Consider the following 26,990-nt stretch of genomic DNA (forward strand, 5'->3'; position numbering starts at 1 on the left):
TGAGGAACCATGGAAGAAGATGAGTTCGAGGACTACGACCGCGAGGTCGAGTTGGCCCTGTACCGCGAGTACCGAGACGTTGTGGGGCAGTTCCAGTACGTCGTCGAGACCGAACGACGCTTCTATCTCGCGAACGAGGTGGAATTGGTGCGCCGTGACACGGAACACGACTTCTACTTCGAATTGACCATGAAGGATGTCTGGGTCTGGGACGTCTACCGTTCCGACCGGTTCGTGAAGTCGGTACGGGTGCTGACCTTCAAAGACGTCAACGTCGAGGAACTGGCTTCCAAGGAGTTCGAACTGCCGAAGGAACTCGCACTCGACGAGTAGTAGGACGAATAGCACCACGAATGCTCAGGCCGGTGGGGCCTGCACACTCGGCGCAACGATGCGGTCGAGAACGAAGGGTATGTCTTTTGCTTCAGGAATCTGATCGCGCTCGGGCCACGTGGATCAACCGGGAGGCACTCGCTGAAGCGATGATCCCGTTGATCGGCCGTTTATACCGGGAAAACGACGTCGTCACCAGTGTGCACGGCCGGGGACTGGTCAACCAGTCGGTCATCGGCCTGCTCAAGGCGCACCGCTTCGCGCGGCACATCGACGACGTCGAGCTGCCTCTGGAGGAGACGCTGCCGCTGCTGCAGGTGCTCAGCACGCTGCGGCTCGGGACCGCGTCGATCGACCTGGGCCGGCTGGCCATGGCCTACAAGCTGGAGGGTGCCGGACGAGGTCTGGAGGAGTTCCTCCGCGCCGAACTCGCCGACGTCGTCGACCGCCAGGGTGATGTCGTCAGCGCGGGCACGGATGTCGTGCTCTACGGGTTCGGCCGGATCGGCCGCCTTCTCGCGCGCATCCTGATCGACCATGCCGGCGGGGGACAGGGGCTGCGCCTGCGGGCCATCGTGGTGCGCCGCGGGTCGGACAACGACATCGTCAAACGGGCGAGCCTGTTGCGGCGCGACTCGGTGCACGGACCCTTCGAGGGCACCATCACCGTCGACCCGGTGAACAACACGATCCTCGCCAACGGCACACTCATCCAGGTCATCTACTCGAGCGACCCGGCCACGGTCGACTACACCCGGTACGGCATCCAGAACGCCGTCGTGGTCGACAACACGGGACGCTGGCGCGACGCCGAGGGACTCCGTCAACACCTGGCCTGCCCGGGTGTCGCCCGGGTGCTGCTCACCGCGCCGGGCAAGGGCGCGCTGAAGAACATCGTGCACGGCATCAACCACGACACCATCACCGCGGACGACACCATCGTGACCGCGGCATCCTGCACCACCAACGCGATCACGCCCGTGCTCAAGGCCGTGAACGACCGCTTCGGCATCCGGGACGGCCACGTGGAGACGGTGCACTCGTTCACCAACGACCAGAACCTGATCGACAACTTCCACTCGGGCGACCGCCGCGGGCGCAGCGCCGCCCTGAACATGGTGCTCACCGAGACGGGGGCCGCGAAGGCCGTCGCCAAGGCGTTGCCCGAGCTGGCCGGCAAACTGACCGGCAACGCCATCCGGGTGCCCACGCCCGACGTGTCGATGGCGATCCTCAACCTGACCCTCGAGCAGGGCACCACCAGGGACGAGCTCAACACGTACCTGCGCACCATGTCGCTGCACTCCGAGCTGCACAAGCAGATCGACTACATCGACTCGCCCGAAGTCGTCTCCAGCGACTTCCTCGGCTCCCGCCGGGCCGGTATCGTCGACGGCCTCGCCACCATCTGCACCGACATGAAGGCCGTGCTGTACGTCTGGTACGACAACGAGTACGGATACAGCTGCCAGGTCATCCGGGTGCTGGAAGAGATGGCGGGCGTGCATCCGCCGGTCTTCCCGAAGTTGCTCAGCGCACCGGCCGCCCTGGTCTGATCGGGCGGATCCCGCCGCGCCGGCCCCGGGCGGGTCAGCGCGGCCGGGGCTCGCAGATCACGACCGGGATGTCCCGGTCGGTCTTCTGCTGGTAGCCGTCGTAACCGCGGTAGGCGGCCACGATCTGCGGCCACAGCTCGGCCTTCTCCGCGGGGGAGGCGGTGCGCGCCCGCAGCTTCAGGGTGTTGCCGTGCACGGTCAGTTCGACGTCCGGGTTCGCGACAAGGTTGAGGTACCACTGCGGGTGGCGGTCGTCGCCGCCCTTCGAGGCGATCAGCACGTAGCGCTGGGGCCCGTGGACGGGGGCGGTGAGCATGGTTGTGCGGCGCTTGCCGCTGGAACGGCCGATGGTGTGCAGCTCGACCGCCGGCATCGACCCGAACGAGGCGAGCAGGCGCCCGCCGGAGGCCGCCAGCACCGCGCGGTGCAGCACACTCATCGTCTTCATCTGCAGATCCGTCAGTCGATTGCCAAGGCCCATGGCTCCAGCCTACGAGGTGATCCGCGGGCGGCCGGCGGATGCCCGGCGGATGCCCGGCGTCGCCTGTCCGGTTACAGCGGCAGCGCCCCGGCAAGGCGCACCAGCACGGCCGCCAGATTGACACCCCGGGTCTCCAGGAGCGCGAAGAGCACGCCATAGCCCGCGTACCCGGTGACCGGGATGAGCAGCAGCCACTCCCGCAGGGAGCCGGCGTTGCCCAGCAGCGGCACGGCCAGGTAGCCGCCCGACGACCACAGGCCATCGAGCACCGGCACCCTTCGCCACCATCGCGGCGGCTTCGGGATCCACGGCCACAACAGGGGCAGCCCGCCCGTGGTGAGCAGGTCGCCCAGCAGGTGCACGCCGTAGCCCAGCGTGAAGCAGACCACGAACCACGACTGCTGCTCCGGGGCGAAAACGGCGATGAAGGCCGCCACGGCCAGGCCGATCACCCAGGCCCATCCCCACGACCTGTTCGACAGGCCCAGGACCTTGGCCGCGAACGCGATCGCCGCGGCGCTCAACAGGGCCGGGCCGACGCGCACCGGCTCCGTCGCCCAGGCCGGCTCCCAGAGCACCAACCCGATGACGCTGGCGAGCAGCCACGCCGAGAAGAGGCCGAGCAGACTGTGCAGGCCGTGCCGGTGCCCGCCGGAAGCGCGGGAGATCCCCGTGGTGACGAGCCGGCCCAGCAGCGGGACGGACTGTGAGATCGTGGCCGAGGTGTGGTCGGCGTCGGCGAGGAGGGCCGCCCCGGCGCAGAGCAGGGAGCCGGCGATCGTGCCCACGGGGGTCACCGGGAAGAGGCCGAGGCCGTGCCCGGCGGTCGCCGTGACGGCGATCCAGGCGGCGGCGCCCGTCATGGCATGGTGTGCACCCATCATGAGAGGGGGTCCTAACTGGTTCAGGCCGTCGGGGGCATGCCGAGCCTCGACTGGGCCGATCCAACTGTAGGCGGATTCGTTCTTCGACCGCGCCGGACGGCACTAGCGTGGGGGCATGAGCACACCGGTTCCGACCGCGCCCGCGTCCGCTGCAGCAGACGTCGAAGCATCCGTCGCAGCATCCGTCGTCGTGGAGCAGGCGCTCGCCCTGGCCCCCCTGATCGATGGCCACAACGACTGGGCGTGGGAGTGCCGCCAGAGCCGCGATTACTCCGTGGAGGGTCTCGAGGGCCGTCTGGCCACCGACACCGACATCTCCCGGCTGCGGGCCGGGCGGGTCGGGGCGCAGTTCTGGTCGGTCTACGTGAGCGACGACCACCTCGGCGCCGACGCCGTGCAGGGCACCCTCGAACAAATCGACTGGGTCTATCGCCTCGCCGCGCGCTACCCCGACGACTTCGGCATCGCCCGCAGCGCCGCCGACGTCGAGGCCGCCCGCGCGGCCGGTCGCATCGCCTCCCTGCTCGGCGCCGAGGGTGGGCACAGCCTCAACGACTCCCCGGCCGTGTTGCGCATGTTCGCCCGGCTCGGCGTGCGGTACCTCACCCTCACCCACGTGCACAACACGACCTGGGCCGATTCGGCCACCGACGAACCCGCGCACGACGGCCTCACGGCCCGCGGTGTCGACTTCGTGCGCGAACTGAACCGGCTGGGCATGCTGATCGACCTCTCCCACGTCTCCCCGGCCACGGCGCACGCGGCGCTCGACGCGTCCGACTCGCCCGTCATCTTCAGCCACAGCTCCTGCCGGGCCCTCACCGACCACCCCCGCAATGTGCCCGACGACGTTCTCACGCGCCTGGCGGCCAACGGCGGGGTGATCATGCTCACCTTCGTGCCCCAGTTCCTGTCCGAGGACTACTCGGTCTGGCTCGAGGGCGACCAGACCGGCCCGGCGCCCGTCGTGACGCTGACGGATGTCGCCGACCACGTCGAGCACGCCCGCCGTGTCGCGGGGGTGGGCCACATCGGCCTCGGCGGCGACTTCGACGGCACAGACGAGTTCCCCGCCGGTCTCTCGGGCGTCGACGGTTACCCCGCACTGCTGGCCGAGCTGGCCCGGCGCGGCTGGCCGGCCGCCGACCTGGCCGCCCTCGCCGGCGCCAACGTGTTGCGTGTGCTGCGCGAGACGGATGCCGCCTTCGCGGCCGCCGGACCCGCGGCATCCGGTGCCTCGGTGCCCCGGTTGGTGCGCTGAGCATGCCGGGCTGCGCACGCGACCAATCCGGGTGGCGCCCCGCTTTCGAATCAGTGTCATGACTCCTCGACGACGCCCTGCCTTCTGGATCACCGTCGGGATCGCCGCCGCCGTGCTGGCGGTCGCCGTGGCCCTGCTCACCGTCAGCGGCGCCCTCGGCGGCTCTCTCGGCGGCGTCCTGAGCCGCGGCCAGGGCGAGACCGGCCCGGGCTACTCGGCCCGTGCGCCCGGCGAGACCGTGGTCGCCTTCTACGGTGATTCCTACACGCGCGGCACCGGCGCGTCGGCCACGGACCAGCGTTGGTCGACCATCGTCTCCGCCGAGCGCGGCTGGACCGAGGTCAACCCGAGCCGCAACGGCCTCGGCTTCGTGAACCAGCGCGGGGCGGGCGACGACCTGGTCGATGAGGTCATCGCCGCCAGACCTGACATCGTGATCAGCACCATGGGGCTCAACGACAATTTCTCGATGCCGTCCCGTGCCGACGAGATCGAGGCCGCGATCACCCGCGACTTCACGACCATCCGGGCGGCCCTGCCCGAGGCGCGCCTCATCGTCGTGGAGCCGTTCTGGTACACCGCGGAGCGCCCGGAATCCGTCGAACAGATCATCGGCTGGGTGCAGGCGGCCGCGCTGGACGCCGACGCCGACTACATCTCCGGAGCCTCGCACTGGCTCGACGGGCACCCGGAATGGATGGCCGACGACGGCCTCCACCCCAACGACGCCGGTTATGCGGCCCTCGCCGAGCGGATGGACGCGGAGCTCGACGCGCTGGGGTTGTAGGCCGGGCCGGGCCCGGTCCTCCCCAGACGGGGTCCCGCCGCCGGCCGCACAGCTTCCCTGCCCAGCGAGCGCCGGGCCTGCCCGCCCGCCACGCTGGGGGCGGAGGTGCTTGTGGCACGCAAAGACGAACTGGGCAGGCGGGGCGAGGAGTGCGCCGCGGTCTTCCTCGCCGCCGCCGGCTACCGGGTGGTGGATCGCAACTGGCGTTGCGGGCAGGGTGAGATCGACCTGGTCGCCGAGATCGGGGGAGAGGTCGTCTTCGTCGAGGTGAAGACGCGCTCGGGCACCCGGTTCGGGCATCCGTTCGAAGCGATCACGGTCGCCAAGCTCGCCCGGCTGCGTCGCCTCGCGGCCGCCTGGTGCGAGCAGGCGGATGCCCGGCCCGCGCGCATCCGCGTCGACGCGATCGCGGTGATCATCCGACCCGGCACCGAGCCCGTGATCGAGCACCTGACGGGGGTGTTCTGATGGGGCTCGCCCGCACGCATGCGGTGGCCCTGGTCGGGCTGACCGGGGCGCTGGTCGAGGTGGAGGCCGACATCTCCGGGCAGTTGCCGGGCATCATCCTGATCGGGTTGCCCGATGCGGCCCTGTCGGAAGCCACCGAGCGGGTGCGCGCGGCGGCGAAGAACTCCGGCTGCCCGCTCACCCGCAACAAGCTCACCATCAACCTGTCCCCGGCGTCGCTGCCGAAGCACGGGTCGGGCTTCGACCTGGCCATCGCGCTGGCCTGCCTCGGGGCCGACCAGATGGTCTCTCCCGCCTCGGTGGGCCGGGTGGTGCACATCGGCGAGCTGGCCCTCGACGGGCGGCTGCGGCCGACCCCGGGCATGCTGCCGGCGGTGATCGCGGCCTCCCGGCTCGGCCACGGCACGGTCATGGTTCCGGCCGGAAACGTGGATGAGGCCTCCCTCGTGCCGGGCATGCGGGTGATCGGCGTCGCCTCCCTCCGGGACGCCGCCATCTGGCACGGCGCCGAACTGGAACCGATCCCGGTCGACCCCATCCGGATCCCCGGCGACGCCGCGGCGGAGGCGGCCGAACCCGACCTGGTCGACATCATCGGCAATGACGACGCGATCCTGGCGTTGCAAATCGCGGCGGCCGGCGGGCACCACGTGTTCATGGTGGGGCCGCCCGGCGCCGGCAAGACCATGCTGGCGGCCCGGCTGCCGGGGCTGCTGCCCGACCTCGACCCCGAGGCCTCCCTCGAGGTCAGTTCCATGCGATCGCTCAGCGGCCGCGCCGTCGGACGCGCGCTGATCACCCGGCCACCGCTCGAGGCGCCGCACCACACGGTGACGGCGGCGGCCATGGTCGGCGGCGGCAGCGGGCAGATCCGGCCGGGTGCCGCGGCGCGCGCCTCGCACGGGGTGCTCTTCCTCGATGAGGCTCCCGAATTCGCCTCGGCGGTGCTCGACGCGCTCCGGCAGCCGCTGGAATCCGGGGTGATCAGCATCCATCGCGCCAACGCGGTCGCCCACTTTCCGGCCCGATTCCAGCTCGTGATGGCGGCCAACCCGTGTCCCTGCGGGCAGTACGGGGCCCCCGACCTGGACTGCAGCTGCCCGCCGAGTTCGCGGAGACGGTACCTGGCCCGCATCTCGGGCCCGCTGCTCGACCGCATCGACATCCAGCTGAAGGTGCAGCGCATCACCGCCGCCCAACTGCGCCTGGCCACCGAGACGCCACGCCTGGCGAGCTCCGTCGCCCGCGGGCGGGTGGTCGAGGCCCGCGCGGCCGCGGCCCAGCGCCTCTCCGGAACGCCCTGGGCGCTCAACTCCGACGTGCCCGGACCCTGGTTGCGCGGCCCCGAGGCCCGGCTCGGTGGCGCGGCCACGGCCGTCCTCGACCGGGCGCTCGAGCGCGGCGGCATCACCATGCGCGGCTACGACCGTGTGTTGCGGGTGGCCTGCGCACGTTTAGGACATACTTCAGATATGCCCCGTATAGCGATTTACCTCCGCCAGTCCAAGGCCGTCGAAGGCGACGAGCTCGCGATCGATCGACAGCGCGAGAACTGCCTCGCACGCGCGACCGGGAAGGGGTGGACGGTCGACAACGCCGCGATCTACGTCGACAACAACATCTCGGCCTCGTCCGAGAAGGTCCGCCCCGCTTACCAACGGCTCGTGGCCGACGTGAAGGCTCGGAAGTTCGACGTCGTGATCGCGTGGAACCTCGACCGGCTCACGCGTCGGCCCCGCGAGATCGAGGATTGGATCGACCTCAACGAGCGATACGGCGTGAACCTGATGACCAGCGAGGGGACCGAGCCGATCGACCTATCGACCGAGACGGGGCGGCTCATGCTCCGGGTAACGTCGAGCGTCGCGCGTATGGAGGTCGAGCGGAAGGGTCGCCGCCAGAAGGAGAGCAACGCGCAGTCTCGCGAGCTCGGCCTCCCTCCGACCGGCCGGCGAGCGTTCGGCTACTCGGCCCTCGAGGCAGGCGCGAAGAACGTCCAGGCGACGAGGCTCGGCGCCGGGGGTAAGGAATACCCCGCCTACGGGCACGAACCGAAGGTCGAGGAGGCCGCCGCGATCCGTCGAGGGTTCGATCTGCTCCTCGCGGGCGCTTCGCTCGGGACCGTGGCGCGCGCGTGGACCGCTTCCGGACTCACGACGACGACGGGGGAGCCGTGGGGACAGAACACCGTGCGCGGAGTGCTGACCAATCCTCGATACGCCGCTCTCGTGGCCCCTCCGCGCGAGAAGGCGACCACCGGGCACCGGGCGAACCGCTATGACCTCGACAAGCTCACGCCGGGCGGCTGGGAGCCTCTCGTCGGCGTCGAGACGTGGACGGCGGCGAGCGAGATCCTCCGCGACCCTTCCCGGCGCAAGACCAGCGGAGCGCCCCGGCGCTGGCTCCTCTCCGGCCTCGCGACGTGCGCCGTCGTTGTCGAGAGTGGAGGAGTGTGCGGCGCTCCCATGAAGGCCGGGGCGACGCGCGACAAGGTCGCGGTCTACCGGTGCTCGGCGAGCTACCACCTCGCGCGGAAGGCCGAAGTCGCCGACGAGCTCGTCGCTCATACCGTCATGGCCCGGCTCTCCCGATCGGATGCCGTCGAGCTCCTCGCCAACCACGAGGCTCCCGATCGTGCGGCCCTCAGCGCCGAGCTCACGGCCCTACAAGCTCGGCTCGGCAACGTGGCCGACCTCGTCGCCGACGGGACGCTCACGAAGGATCAGGCGCGGTCTTCGGTGGCACGCCTCCGGGGTCAGGCCGCCGAGCTCACGGCCCGGCTCACCGATGCCGGGAAGGTCGACACCCTCGGGCCGCTGATCCACGCCGCCAATATCCGGGAGGCGTGGGCGTCCCTCTCCGTCGACGTGCAGCGCGCCGTCGTCGCGTCTCTCTATCGGGTCGAGTTCGCCACTCCAGGGCGCGGCACCCGGCCGCCCGCCGACGACGAGGGACGCCGCGACCACACCCGCCGGAGCGTGGCCCTGACCCCACGCTGACTTATGCCCCGCGCACCAATCGGCAACGGTTGACCCGCGGGGCGTAACTCGGGCGCCAAGCGGAGGCGTCCCTCCCCGGCTAGTGCCACTCCTCCGGCTACAGGCCGCCGCCTCGCGGACGTCGAGCGCGCAGGCGTCCGCGAGGCCGTGGGCGGGTGTCGAGGCTCCAGGCGAGGGCGGCCTCGTGGGACTCGTGCTGACCAATCCGGGGCGCTCTCGCGACCTTCCTAGGAGCTCTTCGAGCGGGCGCGCCTGCCGCCTGATTCCCGCGACGCCCGCCGCTTGCATTTCGCCGACCGGCGACGGCCCCGTCGAGGGCCACTCGATTGGCCTCCCAATCTCTCCCCGTCGTCCCCCGTTTCTCTGATGTCAGATCGGGGCACATCAAGCCCTCTATCCCTAAAGGGATAGAGAACGTCTTGACATTGGTTGCCGGGTGTCAAATTGGCCTTTGACATTGACACCCTCCAAACCCCTTAGATCCCTTGTGTTTACAGGGTTGTCAAATGTCAAAGGCCCCTCTTTGACATCGTTTGATAAACCCCGTTCTGATGTCAAGAATGGCCTTTGACATACCCCCCAATGTCAAACCCGTTTCTTGACATCAGGACGGACCATTTCGACCGCCTCCAGCACCGAGCGAGCGGCTCTCGACGGCCCCGGCGACGACCGCGCCGAACCCATCCAGGCCGAAGCCAAGGCAAGCCTCCGATTAGGTCGACGTAATGCGATCGTGACCTAATGTGCACAGTCGAACAAGCTCAACGGTGGCTTGCCTCCGCTTTGTGTGCGACACTGGTCTTGTTGCGGTTCCTCCCCGGCTTGTGAAATAGCTCGCCGGGATCGAGTGCCGCCACCCCTCGGGATAAGCATTTGCGGCCCCGGCGCAAGGGGCAAGGCATCGGTGACTGACTAAGGCGAATCTCGCCACAGCCCGACTCTGGCCAGACAGAGCAACTCAATCTCCTTGAGGCGCTCCCTTGTCTACCCAAACCCTTACCCTCTCCTCGGCCCCCGAGGTCGACGACGACGACTTCGACTTCGATATCGCCGTCGACGATCGCGCCGAGTTCGATCGCCTTCTCTCGATGGGCTTCGACCGAGCGGCCTCCGCCTCGGTCGCCAGCGCGGCCCCACTCACCGACTCTCAGGCCGCGATCATCCGTGCCGCGTTCACCGGGGCGACACGGTGACCACCCAGCCGACGCCAGCGGAAATCGCCCACGCCGTCCGCCGCTCCGAGATCGGGGTCGCCGGGGCGCTCGCTCTCGCCGCGTCAAAGTCGCCCGAGTGGAGGACCGAGCGCGCTAAGAAGGCCGCCGCGGCCGGTGTCAAGAAGCGGGCGCTCAAGCGGGCGACGGAGGCCGCCCTCCGAGCCGCCGCGGGCATCGAGGAGCCGCCGAAGCGCAAAACGTACGCCTCGCGACACCTTCCCAACGACGAAATACTTCGCCCGTACTATCCCGCCGTCGACGCAGCTTGGCCCGACCTCACTCACGATCAGCGCCGTAGGCAGGCCGCCGCCTACCTGCGCGCCGACCGGGCACGCTTGGAGATGGAGAAATGACCCCCGCGCCCCCGGTCGTCGAGGACTACTTCGGAGAGATCGGCGACGGCCTCGTCGGCGGTACGTCTCCCGAGGACGCGCTCGCCAACGAGGCCGAGGGCATCGTCTCTGCCGCGCTCTGGGAGACGGCGGAGGCTAACCCGGAGCTCACTCCGAAGCGCCGCGCGAAGGTCGCAGAAAGGGCCGCCCGAAAGGCGCTCGACAAGCGCTTCGGTGACAGCGATTACGGTGACGTGCTCGCGTACCTCCCGGCATGGTCGCGGGACGTCGCCGAGGCGGTCACGAAGGCCGCCGAGCCCGCGATCGTCGACGACCTCGCGGCCCGGCTCCAGGCGGCCTTCCCGAACATGACGCCCGCCGACCTCGCCCGCTTCGTCGCGGACCCGGAGAATGGCGAAAAACTCCTCGTCGAGAAGGCCCGCGCCGACCGCGACGCCTTCCGGAAGTCGGCCGCGAATCCGGGCGTCGGATTCAACGCCTCCGCCGCGCTCTACGGCGCCGACCTCGAAGACATAGCCGACGCGGCCTATCTGATCGACGGCTACTTTCCGGAGGCGTCCGTCATTGGATTGGTGGGCGAGACAGGTTCTCTCAAGTCCGCGCTCGCCATTGACGCCGGATGCTCGCTCGCGATCGGCGCACGATTCCTCAAAGAGATCCAGACGGCCGGGCCGCGTCGCGTCGTCTTCGTTGCTGCGGAGGGATCGCGCGGGCTCCGGATGCGTCGCCGCGCGTTCATCGTCGACCGTGGCCTCGACGCGGCCGAGATCGCCCTCCTCGATCAGAATTTCATCGTCTACCCGAGCCCGATCAACCTCCTTTCGGCGGACGACGTCGCCGGGCTCCGCCGCTTCGTCGACTCCGTCGAGGCGGATCTCGTGATTCTCGACACACTCTCCGCGCTCACCCAGGGCATGGACGAAAATGCCGCGGGGCCGGTAGCCGACGCGCTCCGAGCGGCCCGGCTGATCGTCTCCGGCCGCGAGAGTGCCTCCGCGCTGATCGTTCACCACCCCGGCAAGGGCGGCGGCGTCGACGGCCGAGGCTCCGGAGCGTGGAAGGCCAACCTTGACGCCGTCCTCGCGACCCAGAAGGACGGCGACCTCGTCGCCTTGACGCTGGAAAAAATGAAGGACGGAAGTTCCGACTCACGGCGGATCATCCGGAAGCGGATCGTCGAGATCCCCGCGTCGGTCAGCCGTCGCGGGGTCGCTCACGAGGCAACGACGAGCGTCGTCGCTTCGCTCATGGCCCGCGGCACGGAGGCGCTCTTCGGGACTGGTAAGCCGCCGACTGCGACGGAACGCCGGGCGGAAGAGATCTTCTCTCATGTGATCCCGGCGCACACGGCCGCCGAGGGCGTCACCCGCGCGGAAATCCTCGAAGCGCGGAGGACGTCGAATGACGAAAGTTACGCAACCGTTACCAACGCGATCAACTCGCTTATCAAGAGCGCCAGGATCGCCGCGGACGGAAAGAACGCGAACGGCTGCGACCGCTACAAGCGCGTCTATATCCCGAGCGCGACCGACCTCGGCCTCGCGGACATCGACGGGAGGGCGATCCCATGACCTGAAAACGAGCAAGCTCTCGACCCGCGTGATCCGGCGCGGCGTAAGGCCAGCAATCGAAACACCAACTAGCTAACCAATCGAAAGGCATTTCATGTCATTGCTCAAATTCTCCAACCGTTCCAACGAAGGCCGAGTCGGCTACGTCATCAACTTCCCCCGTGAGTGCGGCGTGAAGGTTGTCGAGGCCGGGATCGTCGCTCTTGAGGAGGCCGTAGACCACCTTCAGAGCCTCCAGCGCGAGACGAAGCCGACCTTCGACGCCGTCGTCCAGGCGAAGGCGGCCCGCGACGACCAGGGCAAGCGCGACGCGCTTGGTAAGCCGAGCACGCTCTCGGAGTCGATCACGGCAGTCCACGCCGCCGAGCATGCCGTCGAGCTCCTCGACGCCCGCATCGAGGGCGCCAAGGTTCGACAGGTGGACGCCGTGAACACGTTCCATGCGCTCGTGCTCACCAATGAGGAGGCGCTGAAGGCGGCGGCGAAGCCGAAGGCGCAGAACGCCCGGCTGAAGCTCGTTGCGGCCCGCCGGATGCTCACCGACGCCGAGGCGGAGCTCAGCGAGTCCGCCGGGCTCCTCGAAATGTTCGAGTTCGGGGACGCCTACCGTCACGCGATCCGGGCTCACGCGGGCTCGATCCCGCTCTCGGCCGCTATCGAAGGCGCGGGCGACGCCGTCCGCGCGCTCGGCATCCGTGAGAGCGAGCTCGGCTAATGGCGAAGAAGAAGCCCGACGCGGAGGAGATCACGCCGCGACAGCGTCGGATCGCCGATCTGCGCGTCTCAGGTCGGACGTTCGAGGAGATCGCCGCCGAGGTCGGGATCTCGCCGGAGAAGGCCCACGCCGAGGCCGGGAGGGTATTCGCCTCCTTGGTAGGCGAGGACGCGGCAACCATCCGGACGCAATCGGAGCTACGCCTCGATAACGTGCTGGTCCACGCGAACCGCGACCTTCGAGGGGCCTCGACACAGTCGGAGCGGTCGACCCTCTACGGAATCATCCTTCGCGCCGAATCTCAGCGCGCAATGCTCCTCGGGCTGTCCCTGAAACGGGCCGACCAATGAGCGAGCGACGCGAACGCATGGCCCGAAGGTCGACGGCGCGCCACGCCGCGGCCCTCCGCGAAGCTCTCCGCCAATTCAGGGAGACGAATCAGCCGGGCCGCCTCCCAGGGAGGGCGCGGGAGATCCTCGCGCTCCTCGACGACTTCACCATCGAGCTCGGGGCGTACTCCCGAGCCCTCGACACACCCAGCGAAGAGAGGCCCCGCTAATGGCGCTCAAACTCCCTGACCGTCCGGTCCCGCGTCCACCGGCTCTCGTGACTGCTCCCGACAATTGGATCGACTGGAGCGAGCACCCGGCCGCGCCGTTCATCAAAGAAGCCGACAAGATCGTTTTTTCCAAGCTCAAGGCGAAGAAGGCCGCGGGAACGCTGACCAAGTGGGAAGCGTACGACCTCCGCGAGTGCGTGACCGGCCTTGTCGTCGACCGGCGCCGTAGGCGCATGACCCGCGACGAACGCTACCGCGACGAGCTCGCCGTCGAGGCGGCGCGCACGCCTCGGGACCGGGAGCTCTCGGAGGCCCGCTTCGCGCACGGGGTCAAGCTCATGGCGAGGCTGGAGGAAGCGGAAGCGGACGAACGTCGAGATGCCGCCCACGGCTCACTTCTCGTCTTCGAGGTTGAGGCCACGCCGCCGGCCTTGACCGACGAGGAGACGGCGCGAGACGCGGAGCGTGCACGCTTCGTCCCTGACCAGGGCGGCGAGGCCACCCCGAGCCCCGCAATCAGACCGAGACGCCGACGGCGGCCAAGGTTGACCGTTTTGCATGCGTACGCGGACGGCCCCGACGATGACGACGACTACTAACCAACCACGAAAGAGGAGCGCAACTATGACGAACGCCACACCCAGCGAGGCACAGGCCGCCCAGATCAAAGCAATGGCCGGCGGCTCGACCTACGAGCCGCCAATGCCAACGCGGCCCAAAACCGTAAGCGAGATCCAGGCCGAATCGATCCAGGCGTCGGCCAACGGCTGGGATCGCATCGAGTACGCCGACGAATAGACGCAACTCACCAATAAACAGAGCCCCCGCTCGGAGCAATCCGGCGGGGGCTTTGTCGTGCCCTAAATGAAGACCGACCAGAGACTCGCCGCGCTGGAGAGCATTAGGCCCACTCCCGCCCAGATCAGATTCCCCCGCGTTGAAACGAGGATCATTTCTATGAGGCGTTTCGAGTCCTCGGCAGCCAGATACTCAATGCTCTCGATGGTCGGCCTAATGAGTTGATTCTCGGCGTACAGCGCGTGGTACCTCACATTGATCATGTAGCCGACTGCACCGTCGCTCTGTTGTCTCGTGAGCTCTGCAATCTCCGCCATATACGCCTTTGAGAGCTCTTGCGACTTCTCGATTCGCTTCTCTTCGAGACCCGGCTGACGCTTCGCGCTCAAATATGCGGCGATTAGGCCCCCAGCCGTGAGGATGAAGCCGAGAACGGTCAGGGCCGCTATCCAAGGTTGAGGTGTCATTTCTCTACCCTCCCAACGGGCGCGATCTGTGGATAACTTCAACTGAAACGCCCCGGACCTCCAAGAATGGTCCGCATGGAAGCCGACGACCTTGACACGCCCAACTGTCCCGCGTGCCTAATCCGATTCGAGCCTTCCGACACGCTCCGCGTCGTCGTCTGGGAATGTCCGGAGTGTGGCCTCCGGAGGGTCTAGCTGTCCGCCGGATTATGGGTTCCGAGTGTCCAGCCTGAGATATCGTCCATGGGCGCGCGCCAAATCGGAAAGTTGCAGGGACCTTCCGGGTTGGAAACACGAACGTCTATGAGGTGCAGGAATCCGCGCGGTTGAGCGAAGAGACCGGCCTCTTCCCGAGCGCGGTTGTCCGCGTCGGCGTCATCGAAAGCGGCTGTGAAAACACTATTCAGGGTCTCGGCGGCGGCGTCGGCGTTAGTGGGGTCAGCTTCGCCCGCTCCCCGGATCAAATTGGTGAGCCTCTCGGACCACACTCGGCGGGAGACAGCCGTTCCAGAGACGATGAGACCCTTCAGGTTGACGGTTATGCCGATGCGGCCTTCCGTGTAGTCGTCACTCCGGCCGAGGCTCACATCGAGGAGCACTTGGAGAAAATAGTCCTTCGAGCTCCTGACTTCCCCGTCCAACTCCGCTTCGCCCTCGGGCTTGATCGCTGTATCTGAAACGTCCATTGTGTTCCCCTCAATTGGTGTCATGCGTACTCTACCGACCGCCTCCGACATCGATTTTAGTTACGCCCTAAGTGCGCGCAGCTTGTGGCGTGGTCGATCGCCGACCTCGAGGGTGTCGCGCGGCCGGGCATCGAACAGGTAGGGCAGGCCCTGTACCTGCGGAAGGGAATGACGTCATGATGCTGTTCGGGCTGGAGGAATCCACGGTGATCTCGCTGGCCGGGGGCGTGCGAGCATCCGCCGGGCCGGCCGTCATGGATGCCGCGGCCGCCGCCGACGTGTTCGCGCGCGCCGCGTGGACCGGCATCGCGGAGCCGGGCGACGGAGCCGCCGGACTGCTCGTGCAGGGGCTGGGTGCAGGGCCGGCCCTCACCGCCGTGCTCGACCTCTGGACCGGTGCGCGGCTCGCGGCCGCTCTGGCCGCCGCGGGGTGGCCGCTGACCGACGACCTGCCGGCGCAGCTCGAGCAGGGCCTGCAACGGTGGCGGCCGCGGTTGTCCTCGGCCGAGGTGATCCGCTCCCTGCAACAGGCGACTCGCGTGTCCGCCGGGCTTCTCGTGCCCACCGACCCGTCCTGGCCGACGGGCGTCGACGACCTGGCGATCCACGCGCCGATCGCGCTGTGGTGGCGGGGCGTCCCGACGGCTCTGACCGCGCTCTCCAATTCGATCGCCCTGGTGGGTGCCCGTGCAGCCACCGGCTACGGCGAGCATGTGGCGATGGAGGCCTCTGCCGGGCTCGTCGACCGTGGCTTCCTGATCGTGTCCGGGGCGGCCTACGGAATCGACGGCATGGCTCACCGGGCGGCACTGGCCAGCTCGGGGCTGACCGTCGCTTTCCTCGCCGGGGGAGTGGACCGCTACTACCCGAGCGGCCACGACACCCTGCTGAGCCGCATCGCGACGGTGGGGGCCATCGTCTCCGAGCTGCCCTGCGGGGCCGCGCCCACCAAATGGCGGTTCCTGCAGCGCAACCGATTGATCGCCGCCGCCAGCGCGGCCACAGTCGTGCTCGAGGCCGGCTGGCGTTCGGGTTCGCTCAACACCGCCGGCCACGCCGCCGCCCTCGGCCGCCCGCTCGGGGCCGTGCCGGGTCCGGTGACCAGCCCGACCTCGGCCGGCTGCCACCGGCTGATCCGCGAGTATGACGCCGTGTGCGTCACCACGGCCGCGGAGATGGCCGAGCTCGTAGGCGAACGGATGCTGAACCTCACCCTCGACCTGCCGCCCGTCGACGGCGACACGGCCGGGTTCGGCGGCCGCACGAGTGAGCAGGTGCGCGTGTTCGATGCCCTGAGCACGCGGGCGGCCCGCACCGTGCCCGACATCGCCCGCCGGGCGGGCCTGTCGACGTCCGCCGTGCAGGGGGCCCTCGGAGCTCTCGACCTCGAGGGGGTGGTGCGCGAGAAGGAGACCGGCTGGGTGCGCGGCCGCTAGGTGTTCCTCTCACGGTGGTCCAGCCCAGTACGAGGGCCCGGTGTTCAGTACAAAATTACGAGTAATTGATCCAAAATTCCGGATAAATGCGTCCGACTCTAGATCCTATGTACGACATGAGGTATCCTCGAAACATGATCACCCTCGCAGATGACCTGAGGCAGGCAACGGAGGCCGTCGCCCGTCTGGGTGCCTCCTGCGCGGACTACGAAGCCCTCGCCGACGCCGAGGTGCTGGCCGGTCAGAAGCAGATCGCGGCCGCCCGCCGCCTGCTCGACACCCGTTCGGCGTGGATGGCGGCAACGATCGCCCGTCGCTCCCGCCCCGAGCTCGGCCATTCCGGACTGGCCGCGCAGCAGGGCTTTCTTTCCCCCGAGGCCCTGATCCAGAAGTGGACGGGATCGTCCAAGGGTGACGCCTACAAGCTGGTCGCGGTCGGCACGATGATGGCTGATACTGAAGCGGCAGACAAGCTCGTCGAAGCCGCCGTGGGGTCCCCCACAGCGGATGCCGCCGACATCGCTGAGTTCGAGGCGAAGGTGCCCTGGCAGGCTCCGATCGCCCGGGCCGTCACCGCCGGCACTCTCTCCGTCGATGCTGCCGAGTCGATGCGCGCGGGACTCGGCCAGATCGATGCCGCAGTCACCGCAGAGAAGCTCGGGGTGGCACTCGAGGCGCTACAGGCCGAGTCGTCGTCGCTGAACGCGGACGAGGTCTTCAAACGCGCTCGGCGGATGCGTGACCACCTCGACGAGGCCGGCATCGCCGCCCGCGAGAAGCAGGCCCACGACGACCGGTACTTGAAGGTCTACCGACTGGGTAACGGCAACGTGCGACTCAACGGGCTGTTCACCCCGGAGGACGGCGAGTTCGTGCTCTCCACCTTCGACTCCATCACCGGCCCGCGCCGCGGCGGGGTGCGATTCGTTGACAAGGAGCTGGCCGCCTGGGCCCAGAAGATGCAGGAGGATCCCCGAACGACGGAGCAGATCGCAGCGGACTCCCTCGTGCAGCTGCTCAAGATCGCCGGGGAGGCCGACCCGGGCCGCGTATTCGGCGGCCGCCGCCCCTCGGTTCGGGTTATCGTCACCGAGAAGGCCCTCAAGTCGGGTAGACCGGCGCAGGCAGGCCAGATAGAGGGCAACTCGGTCCCGATCTCGCACGAAACGATCGACCGGATCCTGTGCGACACCGGAACCCGCGGCATCCAGTTCGACGCCGACGGGCAGATCATCAACGTCGGACGCGACCAGCGCCTTTTTACCGAGGTGCAGCGTGCCGCGATGGGGGTGCGCGATGGTGGATGCCGGTGGGTGGACTGCGACAGGTCACCCGCCTGGACCGAAGCGCACCACATCAACGAGTGGTCGACCGACAATGGGTATACCGACCTTGCCGACGGGGTGCTGCTCTGCCACCCGCATCATCTGCTCCTGCATAACCAGCATTGGACGATCATCCGCATCGGAACGGAATACTGGCTCAGGCCGCCAGAAGAAGTCGACCCGGAACGAACCCTGATTGCGCTGCCGAGCAAGCGCGGAAACCCGTGATCCGGAGGCCGATCTTCAACCTGCAGGGCTGGCTGTCCTGTTGTCTTGCTGACTTCCGGTTTTTTGGTCGTGGCCCCTGGATCTCGACTCGCGACCTGGCACCGCCTGACGTCGGCGGCAGGCCGTAGTCTGGGCGGGAACGACGAAAGGTGAGCCATGTCAGCCGTGCAACTGGGCCAGCACCCGCCTGCCACCCACCTGATCGCACATATCAGTGACACCCATTTCCTCGGCGGGGGTCAGACGCTCTACGACACGGTCGACACCGACACCACGGTGTACCAGGCGATGGCTCAGCTGGAGCGGTCCGGTCTCCGGCCCGACGCGCTGCTGTTCACCGGTGACATCGCCGACCGCGGAGAGGTCGATGCGTACCGCCGGGTGCGCGACATCGTCGAGGCCGCGGCCGAACGGATGGGTGCCCCCGTCATCTGGGTGATGGGCAACCACGACAAGCGCGAGGCCTTTCGTACCGAACTGCTCCGGGAAGCGGAATCGACGGCGCCGGTGGACCGGGTCTTCGATATCGGGGGAGTGCGCATCATCGCACTGGACACGAGCGTTCCGGGGTACCACCACGGTGACCTGTCCGACGCGCAGCTGGCGTGGCTGTCCGACGTGCTCAGGGAGCCGGCTCCGCACGGCTCCCTGCTGGCCATGCACCACCCGCCCGTCCCCACGATGCTGCCGCTGATGGCCATCCTCGAGCTACGCGGGCAGGCCCGGCTGGCCGAGGTGGTTGCCGACAGCGACATCCGGGCCATCCTGGGCGGGCACCTGCACTACGCGACGACTGGACTCTTCGCGGGAATCCCCGTGTCGGTCGCCGCGGCCACCTGCTACACGATCGATCCGACCGCTCCGCGCGGTTCCCTCAGCGGCCTGCAGGGTGGGCAGTCGATCAACCTCGTGCACGTGTACGACGACCAGATCGTGCACTCGCACGTGGCTCTCGGGGAGTTTCCGGCGGCGACCGGCTTCGACGCGTCCTTCCTCGAACGGATGGAGGCGCTCACGCCCGACGAGCGCACCGAAGCCTTCTCGCGGCAGGACTGACCGAGATGACCGTGCCTGAGCCGGTTCCGGTTCCGGTTCCACCGCCGGTTCCCGTGCCGGAGCCGCCGCTGGAGTCGCCGCTGGAGTCGCTGCCGGCGCCCGTACCGGTGCACCTCCTCGAGGCCTATATCGACGATTTCGTGGTCTACCTGGCCGCTGAGCGCGGCTTCTCCGTGCATACCGTGCGCGCCTACCGTACCGACTTGGCGGGACTGGTCTCCTTCGCCCGCACCCGCGGCGTCAGCGACACAGGAGGACTGAGCCTCGACCTGCTCCGCGACTGGCTGTGGGTCGGAACCCAGGCGGGCCTCGCCCGGGCGACAATCGCACGGCGGTCGGCCTCCGCACGCAGCTTCACGGCCTGGCTGGCCCGCACCGGCGGCAGCGCGACCGACCCCGCGGTTCGGCTGCGCTCGCCGAAACCCGGCCGTCCCCTGCCGCGGGTGATCAACCACACCCAGATGCAGGAGCTGCTCACCCACCTGGAACTCCGGGCCGCCGGCCACGACCCGGCCGCACTGCGCGACCTCGCGATCGTCGAACTGCTCTACGCGTCGGGGCTGCGGGTCTCCGAGCTGGTCGGACTCGACGTCGCCGACGTCGACCTGCACCGACTCACGGTGCGCGTCACCGGCAAGGGGTCCAAGGAACGCGTCGTTCCCTTCGGTGTGCCGGCCCAGCACGCGATCCTCGACTATCTCGAGCGGGGCCGCCCCGTGCTCACCAGGACCGCCGCGCCCGCCGCACGCCTCGCGTCCGCGGCACATCCCGTGCCGGGCACGAACCATGCCGCCGAGAACGCAGCCTCGCCGGGGCGCGCGCTGTTCCTCGGTCTTCGTCGCCAGCGCCTCGGCGTGCGGGCGGTCTACCGCCTGGTCGCCACGCTGCTGGCCGACGTGCCCGGCAACGGGCCGGCCGGTCCGCACGCCCTCCGCCACACGGCAGCCACCCACCTCCTCGACGGCGGAGCCGACCTTCGTGCCGTACAGGAGCTGCTCGGCCACGCGAGCCTGGGCACCACCCAGATTTACACGCACGTCTCGGCGGAACGCCTCAAGCAGAGTTACCGCACCGCGCACCCGCGCGCCTGACTAACGCGCCTGACCAATCAGACACCTGCACCTCAGACACCTGCACCTCAGACACCTGCGCCTCCGCTACCGGCCCTTCACAAGGAGAGCCGGTAGCAGCACAGCCCGCGGAACGCCGACCAGATACAGCAGTGGCGATACGTAGCCACCGTTCAGCCGGGCTCCGAGGTGCAGGCACCGCCCCGCGCAGTGCCCGCCGTCGGCAACCCGTCCGACCGGTTGCCCCGCCGTGACCCGGTCGCCGACCGCGACGCCGGCCGAGACCGGCTCAAGGCTGGAGACCAGGCCGTGGGCATGCTCGATCGAGACCACGGGGCGATCGACCACCACGCCGGCAAAGGAGACGACACCCTCCGCCGGGGCGATCACCTCCCGGCCGGCCTCGGCCGACAGGTCCAGACCCCGATGACCGGGCGCGTACAGGGTGGCGGGTGCCTGGAAACCCCGGAGCACCGGATGCGGCGGCGGCAGCGGCCAGAGCCAGGTGCCGGCCGTGGCCGTTTCCCTGTCCGTCTCCGTTTCCCTGCCCGTCTCCGAGGCCCTGTCCGCCTCCGTGACCATGTCCATGGTCGGCGCTGGGCCGGGTGCCGAGGCCGGAGCCGCACCCTCACGCGCGGGAGAAGCCGCACGCCGAGCCGCCGCCGCATCTGTGGCGTCAGAGGGTGCCAGGGGCGGACCCGCAGCGGGCGGGTCGCTTCGCACGTTGAACAGGCAGGCGAGCGGCAGCAGCGTTGCCGCGATCAGCAGACGGAAGACATTCATGCCACCACCGTGAGGCATCCGTCCCGCGCGCCACCGACGAGGGTGACATCGGTGATCGAGTCCGTAACCTCCCCGGCTGGGGAGGGATGCCCGCACCCGTCGGCGCGCGCACGAGGCTCCTTCCGTGGGTGCTAAACTCTCCGTAGCAGCGCTTTGTGCGCTGACTACGCGTGCCCATTCGGCCTCCAGACCCACTCGGTCCTTGCTTCCTCCGGAAGCTGGGCGGTTCTGTGCCGGGCACCAGGAGTAGTGATCATCCGATCACGACACAAACCGATTGGCGTTCGTCTGCTTCGCAGCGCTCGCCGGACAAGGAGAACGGCTCATGGCCGTCGTAACCATTCGCCAGCTGCTCGACAGCGGCGTGCACTTCGGGCACCAGACCCGCCGTTGGAACCCGAAGATGAAGCGCTTCATCTTCACCGAGCGGTCCGGCATCTACATCATCGACCTGCAGCAGTCGCTCGGGTTCGTCGACAAGGCCTATGACTTCGTCAAGGAGACGGTTGCCCACGGCGGCACCATCCTCTTCGTCGGAACGAAGAAGCAGGCGCAGGAATCGATCGCCGAACAGGCGATCCGCGTGGGCCAGCCCTACGTCAACCAGCGCTGGCTCGGTGGCCTCCTCACCAACTTCCAGACCGTTTCCAAGCGTCTGGCCCGCATGAAAGAGCTCGAAGAGCTCGACTTCGAGGACACCGCCAAGAGCGGTTTCACGAAGAAGGAAATGCTCATCAAGAAGCGCGAGCTCGTCAAGCTTCACAAGAGCCTCGGCGGAATCCGCAACCTCACGAAGACGCCGTCGGCGCTGTGGGTTGTGGACACCAACAAGGAGCACCTCGCCATTGACGAAGCCCGCAAGCTCGGCATTCCCGTCATCGCGATCCTCGACACCAACTGCGACCCGGACGACGTCCAGTACCCGATCCCGGGCAACGACGACGCCATCCGCTCCGTCGGCCTGCTGACCCGCATCATCGCGGACGCCGCAGCCGAGGGCCTCATCCAGCGCCACGCCAAGCCGGAGGCCGAAATCGAGCCCCTCGCCGCGTGGGAAGCCGAACTCCTGGCCGCTCCGGCCGAGACCGCTCCGGCCGAGACCGCTCCGGCAGCTGACGAGACCGCCGTTTCCGAAGACACCACCGAGGCCGTCGTCGCCGAGCCGGCTGCCGAAGAGGTCGCCGCCGAAGCACCCGCCGAAGAAGCCGAAGCCGCAGCCGATGTTGCAGCCGACGCTCCCGCCGAAGAAACCAAGTAAGGACCAAGCATGGCAAGCATCAGCCTCGCAGACGTCAAAGCGCTGCGCGAGCGTCTCGGTACCGGCATGGTCGACACCAAGAACGCCCTCGTTGAAGCCGACGGCGACATGGAAAAGGCCGTCGAACTCCTCCGGATGAAGGGTGCGAAGGGCAACGCCAAGCGCGCCGACCGTTCCACCTCTGAGGGACTCGTCGCCGCCAAGGAAATCGGCAACACCGCCACCCTGATCGAACTCGCCTGCGAGACCGACTTCGTCGCCAAGGGCGTCAAGTTCGTCGCACTGGCCGAGAAGGTCCTCGACGCGGTCGCTGCTGCCGGCGCCACCACGGTCGAAGAAGGCCTGGCCGCTCCGGTCGACGCTCAGACCGTGGGCCAGCTCATCGACGGCGAAGCCGCGATCATCGGCGAGAAGTTCGAACTTCGCCGCGTCGCATCCGTCACCGGTGAGAAGTTCGCGATCTACCTGCACAAGACCAGCAAGGACCTGCCCCCGCAGGTCGGCGTTGTTCTGGGTTACACCGGAGATGACGCCGAGACCGCGCGCAGCGTGGCTCAGCACATCTCCTTCGCGAACCCCGAATACCTCGCTCGCGAAGACGTCCCCGCCGACGCCGTTGAGGCCGAACGCCGGATCGTCACCGAGATCTCGAAGAACGAGGGCAAGCCGGAAGCGGCACTGCCCAAGATCGTCGAGGGTCGCGTCACCGCGTACTTCAAGCAGGTCGCCCTCCTCGAGCAGGACTACGCCAAGGACAACAAGTTGTCCGTCAGCAAGGTCCTCGCCGATGCGGGACTGACCGTCTCGGGCTTCGCCCGATTCAAGGTCGGCGCGTAACCGGTCATTTGATCAACAGTGAAGGAGGCCGGGTTGCAGTCGCAATCCGGTCTCCTTCTGTGTGTGGGTACCCAGCAGCCCACCCGGTAGTTTTAGATCACAACCAGAACACAACCTGAAGCCAGCACAGCCGGCACAACGGAAGAAGCGCACAGCATGTCAAACACGGTCAAGAAGCGCAGGGTCCTCCTCAAACTTTCCGGCGAAGCCTTCGGGGCCGGCGGTCTCGGCGTCAATCCTGACGTCATCAGTGCCCTCGCGCGCGAGATCGCCGAGGCGGCCCAGCAGGTTGAGATCGCGATCGTCGTCGGCGGCGGCAACTTCTTCCGCGGCGCCGAACTGTCGCAGCGCGGAATGGACCGAGGACGCGCCGACTACATGGGCATGCTCGGCACAGTGATGAACGCCCTCGCGCTGCAGGACTTCCTGGAGCAGGCCGGGGCCGAGACCCGGGTGCAGTCCGCCATCGCGATGACCCAGGTCGCCGAGCCGTATATCCCGCGTCGCGCGGAACGCCACCTCGAGAAGGGCCGGGTCGTCATCTTCGGCGCCGGCGCCGGACTGCCCTACTTCTCCACGGACACGGTCGCGGCCCAGCGTGCCCTCGAAATCGACGCGGAAATCGTGCTCGTCGCCAAGAACGGTGTCGACGGCGTCTACTCGGACGACCCGCGGACCAACCCGGACGCGCACAAGATCGACCGCATCACCTACCAGGAGGCCCTGCAGCGCGGCCTCAAGGTCGTCGACTCGACCGCCTTCAGCCTCTGCATGGACAACGGGATGCCCATGCAGGTGTTCGGGATGGCCCCCCACGGCAACGTGACGGCCGCCATTCTCGGCGCCGATCTGGGAACCCTCGTCTCCAACTAAGCTTGTCCACGCCACCGAAGAAGGAGTCATCGTGATCACGGATGTTCTGTCCGACGCCACCGCCCGCATGCACAAGGCCGTGGAAGCCGCCAAAGACGACTTCGCGACCGTGCGAACCGGTCGCGCAAATCCGCAGATGTTCGCCAAGATCCTGGTGAACTACTACGGCACGCCGACACCGCTGGAACAGCTTGCCTCGCTGCAGAACCAGGAAGCCCGCACGCTTCTGATCGGCCCCTATGACAAGGGCGCGCTGCGCGACATCGAGCAGGCCATCCGGGACACCCCGAACCTGGGTGCCAACCTCGGCAACGACGGCAACGTCATCCGGGCCACTCTGCCGGAGCTGACCGCGGACCGCCGCAAGGAATACGTGAAAATCGTCCGCACCAAGGCGGAGGATGCCAAGGTGTCCGTGCGCAACCTGCGCCGCAAGGCCAAGGACGACCTCGACGCACTCAAGAGTGAAGTAGGTGACGACGACGTGGCCCGCGGGGAGAAAGAACTCGAACACATCACCAAGACCCACGTGGATGCCATCGACGACGCCCTCAAGCGCAAAGAAGCCGAACTCCTCGAGATCTAAGGACGATCCAGCCTCATGACGGACGAATCAGGCGATCCCGGCGACCGGGATGGGCTGCGCGCCAAACGTGAACATGGCGTCAGCCGTGCCGAGTTCCGAGCCCAGGTGCAATCGAAGAAGGCCGATCTCGAACGTCAGATGCTGGCTACCCGGGCGCAGCTGGACGCCACCCAGGAACGCATCCAGGCGCGCACCGGGCGCAACCTGATCCTGGCGACCCTGATCGGACTCGCCCTGGGCCTGTTCATGCTGTTCAGCCTCATTTTCATCAAGGACCTGTTCATGGTCTGCGCGATCGCGTTCGTGGGCTTCACCGCCTTCGAGCTCGCCCAGGCCCTCCGCCTCGCCGGACGCAACGTGCCACGGGTGCCGGTCGTGATCGCATCCGTGGGCGTCGTGCCCGCCGCGTTCTACTTCGGCGCAACCGGCCAGTGGCTGGCCACTCTCGCCGGGATCGTGCTGATCGCCCTGTGGCGGGTGGCTCTCCTCGCGTGGCGCGACCACCGTGCCCCTGCCAGGACCGTTCTCGGCGACATCGGTGGGGGCTTCCTGATCCAGTCCTACGTCGTCTTCCTCGGCAGCTTCTCGGTGCTGCTGGTCGCCCAGCCCGACGGACAGTGGTGGACCCTCGCCTTCCTTCTGCTGGTGATCTCCGCCGACACGGCGGCGTACGCCGCCGGCCTCAGCTTCGGCAAGCACCATATGGTCCCCTCGATCAGCCCGAAGAAGACCTGGGAAGGGTTCGCCGGAGCCGGCCTCGCCTGCCTCGGGATCGGCATGCTGCTCTCCGTGTTCATGCTCGACCAGCCCTGGTGGTTCGGCCTCATCTTCGGTGTCGTGATCCTGCTCAGCGCGACCTTCGGCGACCTCGCCGAATCCCTGATCAAACGCGATCTCGGCATCAAGGACATGAGTTCGTGGCTGCCCGGCCACGGTGGGCTCCTGGACCGGCTGGACTCGATCCTGCCATCCGCCGCAGCCGCCTACGCGCTCTACCTGATCTTCGCCTGATGGCCTCGGTTTCGTCAGGCGCGCGGCAGTGAGGCAGAATGTTCCGGTGACCACGTTTCCTCGAACCGGTAAGAAGACGCTCGGCTACAGCGCCCCGCAGGTCGAGGAATTCCTCGCAGTCGCCCGAAAGGCCTATGACTCCGTTGACGACAGCGCCGAGCTGACGGCCGAGGACATCCGTCTCACCGCGTTCAGCATGCACAAGGGCGGCTATTCGCCCGCACATGTGGATGCCGCCCTCGAGCGTCTCGAGGACGCCTTTGCGATCCGGGACCGCGACCGTGCCGCGCGGGCGCAGGGGACCGAAGCGTGGCTGGACGAGGTGCACGACCTCGCCCAGGTGCTCGTGAATCGGCTGAGCCGCAAAGACGGACACCGATTCCACCGGGTCAACCTTCTCAGTGTCGGTTACAACCGAACGGATGTCGACCGGTTCGCCCAGAAACTCGTGCGGTACTTCGAAGACGGCTTCCCCATCACGGTGGATGAAGTACGCACCGCCGTGTTCCGTCCCCAGCGCCGCGGTTACCGGGAAACCCAGGTCGATGTCGTGCTCGACAGCGTCGTCGACGTGATCCTGGCCGTCCGTTGATCGGGCGGCGCGGCGCGCCGCAGTCCATCCCCACCGTTATCTGGCTGTTATGTCGCATTTCCGATAGGATCGAAAAATCGTGGGTAGACAATTGAACATCATTCCGTCCGAGCACGCCGGCAGGCCCGTCAAGGTCAAAATGAGAAGGGCCCGCTCCCGCGGGCGCGCTTCCCGCTTCGTTTTCGCCTTCACCGCCGCTGCGGCTTTCGTACTCGTCTCCGTTGTCGACCCGTATTCCGGCGCCACGGCATCACCCTATTTCCAGATTGCCGGAGACCGTTTTAATGGTGAGGCAACCCAGCAGATCCAGATTGCCACGGCAGCCTCGAACACATTCACCCGCGACAGCTTCACCGTTACCGAGAAGCCCAAGCCCGTTCCCGTCCCCGTCCCGGTTGCGGCTGCCGCTGCCGCTCCGGTCCCGGCCGAGCCCAAATCGGCGTCGAGTTCGGCTCCGTCCGCGGCCGTGCCGGACCCCGGGTCCGCCCAGGCGATCGCGGCCGACGCCGTTGCCGCCCGTGGCTGGGGTGACGACCAGTTCAACTGCCTCGTGTCGCTATGGAACAAGGAGTCCGGCTGGCGCGTCAATGCGGAGAACAGCTCCAGCGGCGCCTACGGAATCCCGCAGTCCTTGCCGGGCTCCAAGATGGCCTCCGCCGGCGACGACTGGCAGACCAACCCCGCCACGCAGATCCAGTGGGGACTCGGCTACATCTCCGGCCGCTATGGCACGCCGTGCGGCGCCTGGGCCCACTCCGGCGATGTCGGTTGGTACTAGCGCTATCGCACCGGAGGCCCGCACG

28 protein-coding genes and 2 pseudogenes are annotated in these 26,990 nt (G+C 68.0%); 25 read left to right on the forward strand and 5 right to left on the reverse strand.

Annotation, left to right across the window (positions count from 1 at the left end; genetic code table 11):
* Positions 1–9 precede the first annotated feature (9 nt).
* Both E3T23_RS00875 and E3T23_RS00880 read left to right on the forward strand, forming a co-directional pair.
* Positions 10–333, forward strand: a complete 324-nt coding sequence (locus tag E3T23_RS00875) for a DUF2469 family protein (protein ID WP_066596196.1) — start codon at positions 10–12, stop codon at positions 331–333.
* 86 nt (positions 334–419) lie between these two features.
* Entirely contained in the window at positions 420–1,889 is a 1,470-nt protein-coding gene (locus E3T23_RS00880) for a glyceraldehyde-3-phosphate dehydrogenase (protein WP_255570524.1), read from the forward strand.
* Positions 1,890–1,923: 34 nt separating this feature from the next.
* Here the strand turns inward: E3T23_RS00880 and E3T23_RS00885 are convergent, their stop codons facing one another.
* Complete coding sequence (locus tag E3T23_RS00885) at positions 1,924–2,370, reverse strand: nitroreductase family deazaflavin-dependent oxidoreductase (protein WP_134368540.1); 447 nt, start codon at positions 2,368–2,370, stop codon at positions 1,924–1,926.
* Between the two features lie 71 nt (positions 2,371–2,441).
* Positions 2,442–3,254, reverse strand: a complete 813-nt coding sequence (locus E3T23_RS00890) for a metal-dependent hydrolase (RefSeq protein WP_134368541.1) — start codon at positions 3,252–3,254, stop codon at positions 2,442–2,444.
* 115 nt (positions 3,255–3,369) lie between these two features.
* On the opposite strand from E3T23_RS00890, the gene E3T23_RS00895 reads away from it, so the two are divergent.
* The 12 genes and pseudogenes from E3T23_RS00895 (at position 3,370) to E3T23_RS15060 (ending at position 13,979) form a co-directional block, all read left to right on the forward strand.
* The gene (locus tag E3T23_RS00895) at positions 3,370–4,515 is read left to right on the forward strand and encodes a dipeptidase (RefSeq protein WP_134368542.1); all 1,146 of its coding nucleotides are present in this window, start codon (positions 3,370–3,372) and stop codon (positions 4,513–4,515) included.
* Positions 4,516–4,573: 58 nt separating this feature from the next.
* Entirely contained in the window at positions 4,574–5,302 is a 729-nt protein-coding gene (locus E3T23_RS00900; RefSeq protein ID WP_134368543.1) for an SGNH/GDSL hydrolase family protein, read from the forward strand.
* A 111-nt stretch (positions 5,303–5,413) separates the two neighbouring features.
* The gene (locus tag E3T23_RS00905) at positions 5,414–5,770 is read left to right on the forward strand and encodes a YraN family protein (protein ID WP_134368544.1); all 357 of its coding nucleotides are present in this window, start codon (positions 5,414–5,416) and stop codon (positions 5,768–5,770) included.
* Positions 5,770–7,686: pseudogene (locus E3T23_RS15530) on the forward strand (YifB family Mg chelatase-like AAA ATPase); the annotation flags it as partial. The gene E3T23_RS00905 and the pseudogene E3T23_RS15530, both read left to right, overlap by 1 nt.
* Before the next feature lie 156 nt (positions 7,687–7,842).
* Positions 7,843–8,769: pseudogene (locus E3T23_RS15755) on the forward strand (recombinase family protein); the annotation flags it as partial.
* Between the two features lie 980 nt (positions 8,770–9,749).
* A complete protein-coding gene (locus E3T23_RS00915) occupies positions 9,750–9,962 on the forward strand; it encodes a hypothetical protein (protein ID WP_134368546.1) in 213 nt (70 codons plus the stop codon).
* Positions 9,959–10,336 (forward strand): hypothetical protein, encoded by a 378-nt coding sequence (locus E3T23_RS00920; RefSeq protein WP_134368547.1) that lies wholly within the window; start codon positions 9,959–9,961, stop codon positions 10,334–10,336. The genes E3T23_RS00915 and E3T23_RS00920 overlap by 4 nt, the downstream gene beginning before the upstream one ends.
* Positions 10,333–11,907: an AAA family ATPase gene (locus tag E3T23_RS00925; RefSeq protein WP_134368548.1), complete on the forward strand. Its 1,575-nt coding sequence runs from the start codon at positions 10,333–10,335 to the stop codon at positions 11,905–11,907. The genes E3T23_RS00920 and E3T23_RS00925 overlap by 4 nt, the downstream gene beginning before the upstream one ends.
* A 94-nt stretch (positions 11,908–12,001) precedes the next feature.
* The gene (locus E3T23_RS00930) at positions 12,002–12,622 is read left to right on the forward strand and encodes a hypothetical protein (RefSeq protein ID WP_134368549.1); all 621 of its coding nucleotides are present in this window, start codon (positions 12,002–12,004) and stop codon (positions 12,620–12,622) included.
* Entirely contained in the window at positions 12,622–12,972 is a 351-nt protein-coding gene (locus tag E3T23_RS15055; protein WP_166806148.1) for a hypothetical protein, read from the forward strand. The genes E3T23_RS00930 and E3T23_RS15055 overlap by 1 nt, the downstream gene beginning before the upstream one ends.
* Positions 12,973–13,228: 256 nt before the next feature.
* A complete protein-coding gene (locus tag E3T23_RS00935) occupies positions 13,229–13,780 on the forward strand; it encodes a hypothetical protein (RefSeq protein ID WP_134368550.1) in 552 nt (183 codons plus the stop codon).
* A gap of 25 nt (positions 13,781–13,805) precedes the next feature.
* Entirely contained in the window at positions 13,806–13,979 is a 174-nt protein-coding gene (locus E3T23_RS15060) for a hypothetical protein (protein ID WP_166806149.1), read from the forward strand.
* A 62-nt stretch (positions 13,980–14,041) separates the two neighbouring features.
* On the opposite strand, the gene E3T23_RS00940 is transcribed toward E3T23_RS15060, so the two are convergent.
* Together E3T23_RS00940 and E3T23_RS00945 are read right to left on the reverse strand one after the other, a co-directional pair.
* Complete coding sequence (locus E3T23_RS00940) at positions 14,042–14,446, reverse strand: hypothetical protein (RefSeq protein WP_134368551.1); 405 nt, start codon at positions 14,444–14,446, stop codon at positions 14,042–14,044.
* A gap of 191 nt (positions 14,447–14,637) precedes the next feature.
* Positions 14,638–15,132, reverse strand: coding sequence for a hypothetical protein (locus E3T23_RS00945; protein WP_134368552.1), 495 nt, complete (start codon positions 15,130–15,132; stop codon positions 14,638–14,640).
* Positions 15,133–15,308: 176 nt separating this feature from the next.
* Here E3T23_RS00945 and dprA point away from each other — a divergent pair, with 176 nt between their 5' ends.
* The 4 genes from dprA (at position 15,309) to E3T23_RS00965 (ending at position 20,268) form a co-directional block, all read left to right on the forward strand.
* Positions 15,309–16,568 carry a DNA-processing protein DprA gene (gene dprA, locus E3T23_RS00950; RefSeq protein WP_134368553.1) on the forward strand — a complete coding sequence of 420 codons (1,260 nt, stop codon included), beginning with the start codon at positions 15,309–15,311 and terminating at the stop codon, positions 16,566–16,568.
* 134 nt (positions 16,569–16,702) lie between these two features.
* Positions 16,703–18,121, forward strand: a complete 1,419-nt coding sequence (locus tag E3T23_RS00955; RefSeq protein WP_134368554.1) for a DUF222 domain-containing protein — start codon at positions 16,703–16,705, stop codon at positions 18,119–18,121.
* Positions 18,122–18,277: 156 nt separating this feature from the next.
* Positions 18,278–19,177 (forward strand): phosphodiesterase, encoded by a 900-nt coding sequence (locus tag E3T23_RS00960; protein WP_134368555.1) that lies wholly within the window; start codon positions 18,278–18,280, stop codon positions 19,175–19,177.
* A gap of 5 nt (positions 19,178–19,182) precedes the next feature.
* On the forward strand, positions 19,183–20,268 hold the full coding sequence (locus tag E3T23_RS00965; RefSeq protein ID WP_134368556.1) for a tyrosine recombinase XerC: 1,086 nt from the start codon (positions 19,183–19,185) through the stop codon (positions 20,266–20,268).
* 66 nt (positions 20,269–20,334) lie between these two features.
* On the opposite strand, the gene E3T23_RS00970 is transcribed toward E3T23_RS00965, so the two are convergent.
* On the reverse strand, positions 20,335–21,030 hold the full coding sequence (locus tag E3T23_RS00970; RefSeq protein ID WP_241977485.1) for a M23 family metallopeptidase: 696 nt from the start codon (positions 21,028–21,030) through the stop codon (positions 20,335–20,337).
* A gap of 325 nt (positions 21,031–21,355) precedes the next feature.
* Between E3T23_RS00970 and rpsB the strand changes: the two genes are divergently transcribed.
* The 7 genes from rpsB to E3T23_RS15540 all read left to right on the forward strand — a co-directional run bounded on the left by rpsB (position 21,356) and on the right by E3T23_RS15540 (position 26,965).
* A complete protein-coding gene (gene rpsB, locus E3T23_RS00975; RefSeq protein ID WP_134368557.1) occupies positions 21,356–22,288 on the forward strand; it encodes a 30S ribosomal protein S2 in 933 nt (310 codons plus the stop codon).
* A gap of 9 nt (positions 22,289–22,297) precedes the next feature.
* On the forward strand, positions 22,298–23,125 hold the full coding sequence (gene tsf, locus E3T23_RS00980; RefSeq protein ID WP_134368558.1) for a translation elongation factor Ts: 828 nt from the start codon (positions 22,298–22,300) through the stop codon (positions 23,123–23,125).
* A gap of 156 nt (positions 23,126–23,281) precedes the next feature.
* A complete protein-coding gene (pyrH, locus tag E3T23_RS00985) occupies positions 23,282–23,998 on the forward strand; it encodes a UMP kinase (protein WP_134368559.1) in 717 nt (238 codons plus the stop codon).
* Between the two features lie 31 nt (positions 23,999–24,029).
* On the forward strand, positions 24,030–24,584 hold the full coding sequence (frr, locus tag E3T23_RS00990) for a ribosome recycling factor (RefSeq protein WP_104103176.1): 555 nt from the start codon (positions 24,030–24,032) through the stop codon (positions 24,582–24,584).
* Positions 24,585–24,599: 15 nt separating this feature from the next.
* The gene (locus tag E3T23_RS00995; protein ID WP_134368560.1) at positions 24,600–25,595 is read left to right on the forward strand and encodes a phosphatidate cytidylyltransferase; all 996 of its coding nucleotides are present in this window, start codon (positions 24,600–24,602) and stop codon (positions 25,593–25,595) included.
* A 46-nt stretch (positions 25,596–25,641) separates the two neighbouring features.
* On the forward strand, positions 25,642–26,187 hold the full coding sequence (locus E3T23_RS01000; protein ID WP_134368561.1) for a DivIVA domain-containing protein: 546 nt from the start codon (positions 25,642–25,644) through the stop codon (positions 26,185–26,187).
* A gap of 79 nt (positions 26,188–26,266) precedes the next feature.
* Positions 26,267–26,965 carry an aggregation-promoting factor C-terminal-like domain-containing protein gene (locus E3T23_RS15540; protein WP_241977487.1) on the forward strand — a complete coding sequence of 233 codons (699 nt, stop codon included), beginning with the start codon at positions 26,267–26,269 and terminating at the stop codon, positions 26,963–26,965.
* The last annotated feature ends 25 nt before the right edge of the window (positions 26,966–26,990 follow it).

The organism is Cryobacterium cheniae (genome assembly GCF_004403395.1).
In the GTDB taxonomy this organism is placed as follows: Bacteria; Actinomycetota; Actinomycetes; order Actinomycetales; family Microbacteriaceae; genus Cryobacterium; species Cryobacterium cheniae.

Excerpts from the sequence above, each read along its gene's own strand:
- E3T23_RS00945 (WP_134368552.1), bottom strand. The coding sequence starts at position 15,132 with ATGGACGTTTCAGATACAGCGATCAAGCCCGAGGGCGAAGCGGAGTTG.
- E3T23_RS00895 (WP_134368542.1), top strand. The coding sequence starts at position 3,370 with ATGAGCACACCGGTTCCGACCGCGCCCGCGTCCGCTGCAGCAGACGTC.
- E3T23_RS00890 (WP_134368541.1), bottom strand. The coding sequence starts at position 3,254 with ATGATGGGTGCACACCATGCCATGACGGGCGCCGCCGCCTGGATCGCC.
- E3T23_RS00965 (WP_134368556.1), top strand. The coding sequence starts at position 19,183 with ATGACCGTGCCTGAGCCGGTTCCGGTTCCGGTTCCACCGCCGGTTCCC.
- tsf (WP_134368558.1), top strand. The coding sequence starts at position 22,298 with ATGGCAAGCATCAGCCTCGCAGACGTCAAAGCGCTGCGCGAGCGTCTC.
- E3T23_RS00970 (WP_241977485.1), bottom strand. The coding sequence starts at position 21,030 with ATGAATGTCTTCCGTCTGCTGATCGCGGCAACGCTGCTGCCGCTCGCC.
- pyrH (WP_134368559.1), top strand. The coding sequence starts at position 23,282 with ATGTCAAACACGGTCAAGAAGCGCAGGGTCCTCCTCAAACTTTCCGGC.
- E3T23_RS00925 (WP_134368548.1), top strand. The coding sequence starts at position 10,333 with ATGACCCCCGCGCCCCCGGTCGTCGAGGACTACTTCGGAGAGATCGGC.
- E3T23_RS00885 (WP_134368540.1), bottom strand. The coding sequence starts at position 2,370 with ATGGGCCTTGGCAATCGACTGACGGATCTGCAGATGAAGACGATGAGT.
- E3T23_RS00995 (WP_134368560.1), top strand. The coding sequence starts at position 24,600 with ATGACGGACGAATCAGGCGATCCCGGCGACCGGGATGGGCTGCGCGCC.
- E3T23_RS00875 (WP_066596196.1), top strand. The coding sequence starts at position 10 with ATGGAAGAAGATGAGTTCGAGGACTACGACCGCGAGGTCGAGTTGGCC.
- E3T23_RS00940 (WP_134368551.1), bottom strand. The coding sequence starts at position 14,446 with ATGACACCTCAACCTTGGATAGCGGCCCTGACCGTTCTCGGCTTCATC.
- E3T23_RS00930 (WP_134368549.1), top strand. The coding sequence starts at position 12,002 with ATGTCATTGCTCAAATTCTCCAACCGTTCCAACGAAGGCCGAGTCGGC.
- E3T23_RS15060 (WP_166806149.1), top strand. The coding sequence starts at position 13,806 with ATGACGAACGCCACACCCAGCGAGGCACAGGCCGCCCAGATCAAAGCA.
- dprA (WP_134368553.1), top strand. The coding sequence starts at position 15,309 with ATGATGCTGTTCGGGCTGGAGGAATCCACGGTGATCTCGCTGGCCGGG.
- E3T23_RS00960 (WP_134368555.1), top strand. The coding sequence starts at position 18,278 with ATGTCAGCCGTGCAACTGGGCCAGCACCCGCCTGCCACCCACCTGATC.
- E3T23_RS15055 (WP_166806148.1), top strand. The coding sequence starts at position 12,622 with ATGGCGAAGAAGAAGCCCGACGCGGAGGAGATCACGCCGCGACAGCGT.
- E3T23_RS00955 (WP_134368554.1), top strand. The coding sequence starts at position 16,703 with ATGATCACCCTCGCAGATGACCTGAGGCAGGCAACGGAGGCCGTCGCC.
- rpsB (WP_134368557.1), top strand. The coding sequence starts at position 21,356 with ATGGCCGTCGTAACCATTCGCCAGCTGCTCGACAGCGGCGTGCACTTC.
- E3T23_RS00900 (WP_134368543.1), top strand. The coding sequence starts at position 4,574 with ATGACTCCTCGACGACGCCCTGCCTTCTGGATCACCGTCGGGATCGCC.